The 12701-nt window shown below is 61.0% G+C and carries 10 protein-coding genes; 1 reads left to right on the forward strand and 9 read right to left on the reverse strand.

Annotated elements, in window-relative coordinates:
• Position 1: 1 nt before the first annotated feature.
• A complete protein-coding gene (gene mazG, locus M0H32_RS04760) occupies positions 2–823 on the forward strand; it encodes a nucleoside triphosphate pyrophosphohydrolase (RefSeq protein WP_248151370.1) in 822 nt (273 codons plus the stop codon).
• On the opposite strand, the gene hflX is transcribed toward mazG, so the two are convergent.
• From hflX to dusB, 9 genes are all read right to left on the reverse strand, one after another.
• Positions 824–2104: a GTPase HflX gene (gene hflX, locus M0H32_RS04765; protein ID WP_248151789.1), complete on the reverse strand. Its 1281-nt coding sequence runs from the start codon at positions 2102–2104 to the stop codon at positions 824–826. It abuts the gene before it with no gap.
• Between the two features lie 120 nt (positions 2105–2224).
• Entirely contained in the window at positions 2225–2482 is a 258-nt protein-coding gene (hfq, locus tag M0H32_RS04770) for an RNA chaperone Hfq (protein WP_173006241.1), read from the reverse strand.
• Positions 2483–2668: 186 nt separating this feature from the next.
• Entirely contained in the window at positions 2669–3532 is an 864-nt protein-coding gene (locus M0H32_RS04775) for a D-amino-acid transaminase (RefSeq protein ID WP_248151372.1), read from the reverse strand.
• A gap of 102 nt (positions 3533–3634) precedes the next feature.
• Complete coding sequence (gene trkA, locus M0H32_RS04780) at positions 3635–5011, reverse strand: Trk system potassium transporter TrkA (RefSeq protein ID WP_248151374.1); 1377 nt, start codon at positions 5009–5011, stop codon at positions 3635–3637.
• A 52-nt stretch (positions 5012–5063) separates the two neighbouring features.
• Positions 5064–6431, reverse strand: a complete 1368-nt coding sequence (ntrX, locus tag M0H32_RS04785) for a nitrogen assimilation response regulator NtrX (RefSeq protein ID WP_248151375.1) — start codon at positions 6429–6431, stop codon at positions 5064–5066.
• Positions 6421–8685 (reverse strand): sensor histidine kinase NtrY-like, encoded by a 2265-nt coding sequence (locus tag M0H32_RS04790; protein WP_248151376.1) that lies wholly within the window; start codon positions 8683–8685, stop codon positions 6421–6423. The genes ntrX and M0H32_RS04790 overlap by 11 nt, the downstream gene beginning before the upstream one ends.
• Positions 8686–8938: 253 nt before the next feature.
• A complete protein-coding gene (ntrC, locus tag M0H32_RS04795; RefSeq protein WP_248151377.1) occupies positions 8939–10378 on the reverse strand; it encodes a nitrogen regulation protein NR(I) in 1440 nt (479 codons plus the stop codon).
• A gap of 2 nt (positions 10379–10380) precedes the next feature.
• Positions 10381–11532 (reverse strand): two-component system sensor histidine kinase NtrB, encoded by a 1152-nt coding sequence (locus tag M0H32_RS04800; RefSeq protein ID WP_248151378.1) that lies wholly within the window; start codon positions 11530–11532, stop codon positions 10381–10383.
• The gene (dusB, locus tag M0H32_RS04805; protein WP_248151384.1) at positions 11529–12536 is read right to left on the reverse strand and encodes a tRNA dihydrouridine synthase DusB; all 1008 of its coding nucleotides are present in this window, start codon (positions 12534–12536) and stop codon (positions 11529–11531) included. The genes M0H32_RS04800 and dusB overlap by 4 nt, the downstream gene beginning before the upstream one ends.
• Positions 12537–12701 lie beyond the last annotated feature (165 nt).

Genomic DNA, 12701 nt, shown 5'->3' on the forward strand with positions numbered 1-12701 from the left:
CATGACCCCCAGCCGCGACATTTCCCGCCTCCTCGAAATCATGGCCGCTCTCCGGACGCCCGTGACCGGCTGCCCTTGGGATCTGGAACAGAACTTTTCGACCATCGCGCCCTATACACTGGAAGAGGCCTATGAGGTCGCGGACGCCATTGCCAAGAACGATCTGGTGGAGCTGCGCGAGGAACTCGGGGATCTCTTGCTGCAAGTCGTCTACCACGCCCGCATGGCCGAGGAAGAAAACCATTTCGACTTCGAAGACGTGGTGGAAGGCATCACCAAAAAGCTGATCCGGCGCCATCCGCACGTTTTCGGCGACGAAAACGGCGAAAAGCCCGAACTGGTCAAAGGCATCTGGGAGCGCATCAAGGCTGAGGAACGGGCGGAAAAGCGCGCAGAACGCGAAAAGCTCGGCCTTGCGGAACCCAACAAGGGTTTTCTCGACGACGTGCCGACCGCCTTTCCGGCCCTCCAGGAAGCCGACAAGCTGCAGCGGCGGGCGTCAAAGGTCGGCTTCGACTGGAACGATGCCCGGCTGGTGCTCGACAAGATACGGGAAGAGACCCTCGAGCTTGACGAGGAGCTGGCCAAGGGGACACCCGACAAGGACCGGATGACCGACGAGCTCGGCGACACGCTGTTTGCCCTCGCCAACCTTGCCCGCCATCTCGACATCGACCCGGAAGAGGCCCTGCGCCGGACCAACCGGAAATTCCGCAAGCGCTTTGCGGCCATCGAGGCCCATGCCGAAAAAACCGGCACGAGCCTTGAGGCCATGTCACTGGATGAAATGGAGGCGGCCTGGCAGGCAGCCAAGAGAAGCTAGTCAGCCGTCGATAAAGGCGGCGTAGGTTTCCCGGAACGGTCCGCGCTGCTTGTCGGTGACCCGCACTTCGGCAGTCACGAAGTCTTCCCCGTCCGTGCGTTCCAGCACCTCCGCCATCTGATACAGCTTTGCCAGCAGTGCGCCTTCGGCGACCGGCAGACGCACGGTCATGATGTCGTCGTTCTGGGCCATGAAGGCGTCGATCCGGGCGGATAATTGCTCGATGCCCTCCCCGGTCAGCGCGGACAGTGCAACGGGGCCTTCCTCCCCGGCTTCTTCCAGCAGCTTGGCGCGATAGGCCTGGTCCAGACAATCGATCTTGTTCCAGACTTCCACGATCGGAGCACCGGTGATCGCGTCGACGCCGAGATCGGTGAGCGTCTTCTTGACGTCTTCGGCCTGCGCGTCGGTGTCGTCATGGGAGATGTCGCGCACATGCAGGATCAGATCGGCCTCCAGCACCTCTTCCAGAGTAGCCCGGAAAGCGGCAACAAGATGGGTCGGCAGATCTGAAATGAAGCCCACAGTATCGGACAGGATGATCTCGCGGCCATGAGGCAGCGTCACCTTGCGCAAGGTCGGATCGAGCGTGGCGAACAGCAGGTCCTTGGCGAAGACATCGGATTCGGTCAACCGGTTGAACAGGGTCGACTTGCCGGCGTTTGTGTAGCCGACCAGCGCCACCACCGGCTGGGGGATCTTCTTCCGTTTCTTGCGGTGCAATTCGCGCGTTCGTCGCACCTGATCCAGCTGCTTTTGAAGCGCGATAATGCGGTCCTGGATCTGGCGGCGGTCGGCCTCGATCTGGGTCTCGCCCGGTCCGCCCATGAAACCCGCGCCGCCGCGCTGGCGCTCCAGGTGGGTCCAGGAGCGCACAAGACGGCTCTTCTGCCAGGTCAGATGGGCAAGATCGACCTGAAGGCGACCTTCCTTGGTCCGCGCCCGGTCACCGAAGATTTCCAGAATGAGACCTGTCCGGTCGATCACCTTGGTCTTCAGGCGCCGTTCCAGATTGCGCTGCTGCACCGGCGACAGAGGATGGTCGATGACAACGAGATCGAGGTCTTCGCTGGCAACAATGCCGGCAAGTTCGGCAACCTTGCCTTCGCCGAACAGAGTGGCCGGTTTTGGATTGTTGATCTTGACGACGCCGGAGTGAACGATGGTCAGATTGATTGCCGCGCTGAGACCAATGGCCTCGTCGAGGCGGGCCTCCGGGCTGCGATTGCCACGCAGGTCCGCCTGGGCGGCATCGCGCGTCAAAAGCGGTTCAATGATCATCGCACGGAAAGGCTGGGGCAGACGATCCACCCCAGTGTCCTTCAATCTCAGCGATTTTTGTCCCGGTTCTTCTGAACCGTTAGATTTTGAGAAATCGTCCGCGCGAGACTTCGGTTTCAATCAGCTTGCCTTTTCAGCATTTTCCTCAGCCTGATCAAACAGTTGAACAGGACCATTGGGCATAATTGTGGAGATCGCGTGCTTGTACACCAGCTGCGAATGCCCGTCACGACGAAGCAGGACGCAGAAATTGTCAAACCAGGTCACGACGCCCTGCAATTTTACACCATTGATGAGGAAAATCGTCAGAGGAGTTTTTTGTTTGCGAACGTGATTAAGAAAAGTGTCTTGGAGATTTTGTGCGCGCTCAGCCATCAGTCTTTTTATCCTATTTGCCCCGGATGCGGCCGAGCATCCGGCGTTTCAGCAGCTTAACGTCAAAAGCCGTTCAATTTCAAACACTAAGGCTTGACGCATTGTCTGCTTTTAGTCTTGCCCACCAGTCAGGGCCGTCTGCCTCAGCCCGTCATTGTCTCGTTTTTCGGCCCAATAAGACCAATCGAATCATACCGCCTGCAAATCAGTAGCAGTATGGAACACTTCGCGCAATCGGGTAGCGACCGAACCCGGATGCCCATTGCCGATCAACTTGCCGTCAAGCCGGATCACCGGCATCACCACACTCGTGGCCGCGGTGACAAAGGCTTCCTTCGCGTCAAAAGCCTCTTCCAGACTAAACGGCCTTTCCTCGAAGGTCAGCCCTTCCTTTTGGATAAGATCCAGGACCACTGTCCGGGTGATGCCGCGCAGGATGCCGCTTTCCGCGGGACGTGTCACGAGGACACCGTCCTTGGTGACGATCCAGGCATTGGTCGAGCCGCCTTCGGTGACATACCCGTCAGCATCCACGTACCAGGCTTCCTTGCCGCCATGCTCCTTGGCGTTCTGTTTCGCGAGCACGTTCGGCAGCAGCGCCACGGTCTTGATATCGACTCGTGGCCACCGGTTTTCCGGATAGCTGACAACCGCGATGCCTTCGGCCGCCTGAGCGGCGGCTGCCTTCGGGTTGGAAGAACGGGCGGTCACGACGATGGACGGCGCGACATGTTCCGGCGGAAAGAAATGATCGCGCTTTGAGACGCCCCGGGTGACCTGAATATAGACCAGACCGTTGCGGACCCGGTTGCGGCGAACCACCTGATGCAGCACGAATTCCACGGCTTTGCGTGCCATCGGCCAGTCGATGCGCAATTCGCTCAAGGACCGGCCGAGCCGCTCCAGATGACGCGGAACATCGACGATCTTGCCCTGCCAGACTTCACAGACTTCGTAGACACCGTCGGCAAACTGATAGCCGCGGTCTTCCACATGCACAGCGGCATCCGCGTGCGGTACATACTGGCCGTTGACATAGGCAATCCGGCTCATGAGGCCTCCAGAACAGGCGGTTCGATCAGAACCGATTGGTACTTTTTGAAGTTTTGACCTTTCGGTCAGATAAAAGCAAGGTCTGTTCGTAGCCAGAATGACTTAAAAGAAGTCAAGGCTAACACGGAACATCTGCTCGACCTGGCGCACCCGGTTGGCGACCGCGAAGATCACGATGCGGTCCTGCGCCTGGATCTGCAGATCGCCATTGGGCGTCAGCACCTCACCGCCGCGGAACACGGCGCCAACACGGATACCCGACGGCAGATCGATCACCCTGAGCGGCTTGCCGACCAGAGGTGACGTGTCCAATGCTTCCGCCTCGACAATTTCGGCCGCCCCGTTCTGCAGGGAATGCACGCCCCGGATACGGCCTCGGCGCACATGCTGCAGGATTCGCGAGATGGTCACCGCGCGCGGGTTGATAAAGGCATCGATGCCGAGCGCATTGGCAAAGGCCGGGTAACTCGGATTGTTCAGGAGCGACAGCGAGCGTTTGCAGCCTAGCTTCTTGGCCATCACCGAGGCCAGGATATTGACCTCGTCCTCATTGGTCAGCGCGATCATGGTGTCGGCGTCGCCCGCATCGGCTTCGTTCAGGATCGTCTGGTCGAGTGCGCTGCCATGCAGGATCACCGAGCGCTTCAGGTCATCGGCGACCGCCATGGCGCGTTCGCGGGAAGCCTCGATCATCTTGATCTTGGTGCCGGTCTGGCGCTGTTCCAGGGCCTGGGCAACATAGAGCCCGATATTGCCGCCGCCGGCAATGATGACCTTGGCCGCTTCCGGCTCTTCATGCCCGAAGATGCTCAAGGTCCGGCGGACCTGATCCCGGCGCGCGACCACATAGGCCAGATCGCCGGTCAGAATGGAATCGCTGCTTTTGGGCACGAACAGCCGGTTGTTGCGGTAAAGCCCGACAACGACGGCACCGAGATCCGGGAACAGTTCGGTCAGCTGGCGCAGCGGCGTGTCGACGACCGGGCAGTCCTCCTCGCACATGATGCCGACCACGACCACCTGGTCATCGGCGAAACGCACGGTTTCGACCGCGCCCGGCAGGGCCAGGCGGCGCAGCACCATCTCGCCGACCTCGATCTCGGGCGAGATGATCACGTCGATCGGCATGTGATCGCGGGAGAAAAGATTGCGCCATCGGCCCTGCAGATAGGACTGCGCGCGAATACGGGCAACCTTGGTCGGCACGTTGAAAAGCGAATGGGCGACCTGACAGGCCACCATGTTGACTTCGTCGTAAAGCGTGACCGCGACGATCATGTCGGCTTCCTCGGCGCCGGCCTGGGCCAGAACGTCCGGATGGGCGCCATGGCCGACAAACCCGCGCACATCGAGCTGGTCGCCGATGGCGTTGATCAGCTGCGGCGAGGAATCGATCACGGAAACGTCGTTCTGTTCCGCCGCCAGACGCTCGGCAATGCCGTAGCCCACCTGCCCCGCGCCGCATATCACGATTTTCATGGGAACGTCCCTTTTCCGCTCAGCCCGTTGGTGCCAAAGGCGCTACCGCCCCTCAGGTCATGCCCAGTGTTTTCAGCTTCCGGTGAAGCGCAGACCGTTCCATACCGACAAATTCGGCTGTACGCGAGATGTTGCCGTCAAATCTCTTGATCTGCGCCTGCAGATATTCCCGCTCGAAGATCTCGCGGGCTTCGCGCAGGGGAACCGACATCAGATGCTCGCCCGTGCCGGAGGTCGGCAGATTGGGCAGGGTCTCGCCGATTTCAGCAGGCAGCAGATCCGCCGTGATGGTGCTGTCGGGATCGCCCCTGCTCAGGATCATCAGACGTTCAACATTGTTGCGCAGTTGGCGCACGTTGCCCGGCCAGTCATGGGTCTGCAGCACCGCCATGGCATCATCGCCGATCGGTCTCAGCGGAATGCCGGATGCGCCCGAGATCTGATCCATGAAATGGTGGACAAGGGTCGGAATGTCCTCGCGGCGTTCGGCAAGACCCGGCACGCGCAACGGCACGACACTCAGGCGGTGATAGAGATCCTGCCGGAACAGGCCTGTCGCGATGTGCTCTTCCAGGTTCTTCGAGGTCGACGACAGAATACGGATATCCACCTGCACCTTTTGCGTTCCGCCGACCCGAGAGAAACTCTGCTCGACCAGCACCCGAAGGATCTTACCCTGGGTTTCCGCTGGCATGTCAGCGACTTCATCGAGATAGAGCGTGCCGCCATGGGCTTCCTCCAGCGCACCGATCTTGCGCAGGTTGCCGTTTTCATCCTCGATGCCGAACAGCTCTTCTTCCATGCGCGCAGGGGTGATGGTCGCGGCATTCAGCACAACGAACGGGCTCTTGGTGCGCGGCGACATGTCGTGGATCATGCGCGCGGCCTGCTCCTTGCCGGCCCCGGATGGCCCGACAATCAGGATGCGGCTGTTGGTGCCGGCGATCTTCTGGATCGTCTGACGCAGGTTATGTGCGGCCGAAGAATTGCCTATGATCTCGAAGCTGTCGCCGCTGCGCTGCTTCAGATCGCGGATTTCGCGCTTCAGGCTCGAGGCTTCCAGCGCGCGCTCGACAATGTGGATCAGGCGATCGGCCTTGAACGGCTTTTCGATATAATCATAGGCACCGCGCTTGATCGCGGAGACGGCCGTCTCAATGTTGCCGTGACCGGAAATGATCACCACCGGCATGTCCGGATCGGTTTCCTTGAACAGATCAAGCAATGCCAAACCGTCCAGCCGGCTTCCCATAAGCCAGATATCCAGGATGACCAGCGAGGGCTTGCGTTCCTTGACGGCCGCGAGCGCGCTGTCGGAATCGTGGGCTGTCCGGGTGCCATAGCCGTCATCGTCCAGGATGCCGGCGATCATTTCCCGGATGTCGGTTTCGTCGTCTACGACAAGAATATCATGCGCCATGGGCTGTCACAGTCTGGTTTTGCGGTTCGGTTTCCGGTTCGATCTCGGCATGGGCCGCCAAGGTCAGTCGAACCAGTGTTCCCGTGTCGTCGGGGTTCGTCCTCGGGGCGTCGAGCAACTCGATACCGCCCCCGTGGTCTTCCAGGATCTTGCGGACGATGGCCAGTCCCAGGCCGGTCCCCTTCTCCCGTGTGGTCATATAGGGCTCAAGCAGCCGGGCCCGGTTTTCCTCGGGCAATCCGATACCATTGTCAATAACGTCAATGACGATCCGCTCGCCGCTGTCGGCCGTCTCTGTGCGCAAGGACACGGTCACCTTGCCCTTGGGCCGATCGTCTCCAGTCCGGGCGGAGACCGCTTCGGTGGCGTTCTTGATGACATTGGTCAGCGCCTGACCGACCAGGCGTGCATCGAAAACCGCCGGCACCTTTTCGCCGGGCACATCCGCGGTCACGCTGATCTCCGGATTGGCCACCGACTGCATGAAGGCGGCGTCCCGGACCGCCTCGCGCATATCTCCCTGTGACTTGTTCGGCTTACGCATGCGCGCAAACGACGAGAATTCGTCCACCATCTGACCGATATCGCCAACCTGGCGCACAATCGTGTCGATGCACTGGTCGAAGACCTCGCGATCTTCCTCAATCCGTTTGCCATAGCGTCGCCGAATGCGTTCGGCCGACAACTGGATCGGGGTGAGCGGGTTCTTGATCTCATGGGCAATGCGGCGGGCAACATCCGCCCAGGCTGAATTGCGTTGCGCAGAGACCAGATCGGTGATGTCGTCCAAGGTCACGACGAAGCCATGTTCACGCCGCGTCGACTGTTCGCGCGTGATGCGCACGTTGATGGAGCGCAGCCGTCCGCCGCGGGTGATCTCGACCTGAGTTTCGGGAAGACGGTCGGCACCGTTGTTCTGTGCTTCGGTCACGCAGTCAATCAGTTCGGGCACGACTTCCGCAAGCGGTTTGTTGAGGATCTGCACCTCGTCGAGCTGCAGAAGATCCAGAGCGGAGCGGTTGACCAGCATGATCGACGCCTCGTCGTCGACGCTGATCACACCGGTCGATACCCCTGAGAGCACCGCCTCGTTGAAGCGGCGGCGGCGATCGATCTGTTCGTTCGCCGCCAAGAGCGCGTCCCGTTGACCCAGGAGCTGTCCGGTCATCTTGTTGAAGGTCTCGCCCAGATTGGCCAGATCGCCGCCGGATTTTTCCGTGTGCACCTTGACCGCGAGATTGCCCTTGGAGACATCGTCGGCCGCCGATATCAGCGCCCGGATCGGCGACACCAGCCTGTTGGCAAAACCAAAGCCAATCCAGATCGCCGAGAGCAGCAGCACCAGAGCGACACCGAGATAGACCAGAGCGAAGGCGACCTGGACCCCGAACCGGCTGTTTTCCATCTGCTGGTACTGTGACGCGCCGGTTTCGGCCAGACGCAGATAATCGACAACGCGCGGATCGATGGCCCGGACGGCGTAAAGATAGAAATTGTCATAGGCCGACAGTTTCATAACGCCGCCGACCAGGTTCGAACTGCCCGGTGCGATCAGGATCGGATCGCCGGACTTGGCCTTGAAAAAACTGTCCGCGCGCGGAAGCGGCACTTCCACATTGGGATCCAGAACAACCCGGGTCACCACCTCGCCCGTATCGTTGAGAATATAGGCGGCCAGAATGCCGCGCAGGGATACCTGGGCGGCGAAGAACTGATCGAACCGGGTCGGCTCGAAATCGTAAACCGCCTTGGCCCGGTCGACATCGTTGCTCATGGCAATCAGATCGCCGCGCAGCACACGCGCGTGTTCCTGCAGATAGGCCTGCGCCACGGTCAGGGCATTGTCGATGATCTGCCGGGTGCGGTCCTCGAACCAGCGGTCAAGGCCCCGATCCAACGTCACCGCGGCCAGAATGGCCATCAGGACGGCCGGCACGGCGGCGACAAGGCTGAACAGAGCCACGACACGCACATGCAGCCGGGCAGCCGCCCGCCCCCGCCGGCGGGCTTGCCACAGTTTCAGAATTTCGAAGGTGATGACACCCAGAAGAACGGCGGCCAGCGCACCGTTGATCGTCATCGCGGTCATGATGACATCGCGGGTGGGATCGATGGAGGTCAGTCCCATCAGGATGGAAAAGGTGACGCCGATGGACACGAGCGCGACCACCATAATGGCAAGCCCGGCCCGCCGCCAGAGGCGACCGGCGGCGCTGGACTGCGCCACGGTCTGCTGTTCAGCTTCCAGTATCATTCGGCCTCAAACGCATGCTGCCCGCGCCGAAACGCGTTTGCCTTTTTAGATTTTCGGCAAACTTATCACACAATGTTGCGAAATTGCGACAGGGGCATTCCCCACACGAAAAAATGCGGTGGACGATTGAGACGGCCTGGAAAGACCATGGAAAATTCTGCGATTTTACGGTCTGGGAAACACCAAAACCGGCTTCCTTGTGCTTGAAGTGGCCGACGCCCCAGCCACTTCAGAGTAGATTCGCGTTTGCCGGCTACCGGCTCAGCCGCATCACCTGGACGTCCAGATCCCGGATCTTCTTGCGCAGCGTATTGCGGTTCACACCCAGAAGCTCGGCCGCCTTGATCTGGTTGCCGCGGGTCGCTGCAAGAGCGGCGCTGATCAGGGGATATTCCACCTCGCGCAGGATCCGGTGATAGAGGCCGGGAGGCGGCAACGCTTCACCGAACGTATCGAAATAGCCGGACAGGTAGCGTTCCACCGAACTACCGAGATTGACGTTTTCCGGCGTCTCTTCCTCCATGGAGGAGACAGTCGGCTGACTGAGCTCCTGTTCCAGCAGGGTTTCGCTGATGACGTCCTGCGGATAGAGCGCCGCCAGACGGCGGACCAGGTTTTCCAGTTCACGCACGTTGCCCGGCCAGCGGTAGCGGCGCAGCAGGTTGAGCGCGCCCTGGTCGATCTGCTTGGCCGGCAGGCCTTCCTTCTCGACCAGCGAGAAGAAGTGCCGGACCAGATCCGGAATGTCCTCGACCCGTTCACGCAGCGGTGGCAGGCGGATCGGCACGACGTTCAGCCGGAAATAGAGATCCTCGCGGAAAAGGCCCTGATTGATTAGATGGCGCAGATCCTTGTTGGTCGCGGCGATGATACGGACATCCGTCTTGATCGGAGTACGTCCGCCGACGGTGGTGTATTCGCCCTGCTGCAGGACACGCAGGAGACGCGTCTGCGCCTCCATCGGCATGTCACCGATTTCATCCAGGAACAGCGTACCGCCATCGGCTTGTTCGAACCGCCCCGAACTGCGGTTTTGCGCGCCGGTAAAAGCCCCCTTTTCGTGGCCGAACAATTCGGCCTCGATCAGGTCGCGCGGGATGGCTGCCATGTTGATGGCGACAAACGGCCCGTTGCGGCGCTTGCCATAGTCATGCAGTGCACGGGCGACCAGTTCCTTGCCGGTGCCGGATTCGCCGTTGATCATCACCGTCAGGTCGGTCTGCATCAGACGCGCCAGCACCCGGTAGATTTCCTGCATGGCAGGAGAGCGGCCCACCAACGGCATGCCCTCGCCCGCGTCGTCCAGATCGACGGCCGGCTTTTTCTTCGGCTCTTCCAGTGCCCGCTGGACGATGCTGGTCAGCTCCTTGAGGTCAAAGGGCTTTGGAAGGTACTCGTAAGCCCCTTTTTCGGAGGCCTTGATCGCCGTCATGAACGTGTTCTGGGCGCTCATCACCAAGACGGGCAGTTCCGGCCGCATCTTTTTCATGCGCGGCAGAACATCGAAGATATTCTCATCCGGCATGACCACATCGGTAATCACCAGATCGCCGTCGCCGGAAGACACCCACCGCCACAGCGTGGAGGCGTTGGACGTCAGCCGGACAGTGTAACCGGCCCGGGACAGAGCCTGGTTGAGAACGGTGCGGATCGCCGCGTCATCGTCTGCGACTAGAATCGTGCCGGTGGGCATGGTCAGTCAGTTCCTTTGTTGGTCGGGCTGGGTTGTGCCTCGCCCTCGCCCGTGAACGCAGGCATCAGGATCCGGAAAACGGTTTTGTGGCGCTGGCTGTCGCATTCGATGACGCCGCCATGGTCGCCGATGATCTTGGCAACCAGCGCCAGTCCAAGGCCGGAGCCGTTGGTTTTTGTGGTGATGAACGGTTCGAACAGATGCGGCATCAGGTCGTCGGGCACACCCGGCCCGTTGTCCTGGACGCAGAATTCGAGCGGCAGGCTGACCTTTTCCTCCGTGCCCGGTACGGACAGGCGCACCCCCGGCCGGAAGGCGGTGGAAATCCGGATCTCGCCGTCCGGGTCTTCGCCGATGGCCTCGCTGGCATTCTTGATCAGGTTCAAAAACACCTGGATCAGCTGGTCCTTGTTGGCGAAGACCGGCGGCAGCGAGGGGTCGTAGACCTCGATGATGCGCTTGTTGCGGGCAAAACCGGAATCCGACAGGCGCTTCACGTGATCCAGCACCACGTGAATGTTGACCGGTTCGCGTTCGATCGGACGTTCGTCGGAAAAGACCTCCATCCTGTCGACCAGTTTCACGATCCGGTCGGTCTCGTCCATGATCAGCCGGGTTAGGGCCCGGTCCTCGGCCGGCACGGATTGCTCCATCAGCTGCGCCGCGCCGCGGATGCCGGACAAGGGATTCTTGATTTCGTGGGCCAGCATGGCGGCCAGTCCCGTCACCGTCCGCGCCGCGCCGCGCGACGTCAGCTGCCGGTCGATCTTCTCCGCCATGGTTCGTTCCTGGAACATCAGCACAACGGCGCCGGGACGGTCCGAAACCGGGGCGGCATTGATGTCGACCACCTTCGGCGCGCCGATCCGCGGCGAGCCGATGTCGACCTTGTACTCGTTGACCGGCGCACTGCGCTCGCGCACCTGCTCAATCAGGGTCAGAAGCGGGCTGCCGAAGGGCACGAAGTCGCTGATCGGATGGCGGCGCAGCACGGACACGCTCGAACGCATGAAGAATTCCGCGGCCATATTGGCGGATTCAATGACACCATCCGGCGCAACCAGCAGCACGGGATGCGGCAGCGCGTCCAGGATCGAGGGGCCGTCACTGGCAAGTGCGGCCGTGCGGCCGGTGGGAGACGCTGTGTCGGTCACGCTGCAGTCCGTTCATTTGAAGAGGAAAACCATTCGCTGGCCAGGCGGATCACATCTGCCGGCCGGTCGGAGGTCATAAGGGTCTTGCGCAGGGCGACCGGCAGATCGGCCGCGCCTTGCTGTTCGGCGGTCTCCAGGTACCAGCCGAGATGTTTGCGGGCGATCCTGAGGCCGGCACCGGTGCCGTAAACGCCAAGCAGCGCTTCATAATGCTCTACAACCAGCTCAGCGAGCTCGCGCCCGGACGGTTCCGGCAGTCGTTCGCCAGTCGCCAGATAATGGCCGACATGCCCCGGCAGCCAGGGACGGCCATAGGCGCCACGGCCGATCATCACACCGTCCGCGCCGGATTGGTCCAGCATGGCGTGCGCATCCTCAATGCCCGTGCAATCGCCATTGGCGATCAGCGGCACAGACACGGCTTCCTTGACGGCGGCGATCGCGCGCCAGTCCGCCTTGCCTTTGTAGAACTGACAGCGCGTCCGGCCGTGGACCGTGATCAACTGCACCCCGGCAGCTTCCGCCCGCCGGGCCAGTTCGGGAGCGTTGATCGAGTTGTCGTCCCAGCCGAGCCGCATTTTCAGCGTGACGGGAATGTCGACCGCCTCGACGGTAGCCTCGATCAGCGTGAGCGCATGATCCAGGTCGCGCATCAGCGCCGATCCGGAATAACCGGACGTCACCTTTTTCGCGGGACAGCCCATATTGATATCGATTACATCGGCGCCAAGATCGGCAATGACCTTTGCGGCTTCGCCCATCCAATGCGCCTCACGCCCGGCCAGCTGCACCACGTGCAGGCCATCGTCCTGGGATTCGGCGCGCATCTGGGTTTCGGCATCGCCGCGCACAAAAGATTCGCTGGCGACCATTTCGCTGACCACCATACCGGCGCCATAGCGCGCGGCGAGCCTGCGGAACGGCAGGTCGGACACACCCGACATCGGGGCAAGAACGGCCTTGTTGGACAAATGATGCCGGCCAATCGACAGCGTTTTGGTCATCAGTGATACGGTTTCTCTCGTCTGCTCATTGACTGTGCAGATTTTGATTTGCCTATATTGTAGACAAATATCGCAATGCAACAAGTCAAAAATTGCGGTTCAAACAGGTTCTTGAGTAAGACGTTCGGAGCATTCAATCAGCGACAGTCGCCAAGGAGACCGCAC

It is taken from the genome of Roseibium sediminicola (assembly GCF_023156505.1).
Classification (GTDB): Bacteria; Pseudomonadota; Alphaproteobacteria; order Rhizobiales; family Stappiaceae; genus Roseibium; species Roseibium sediminicola.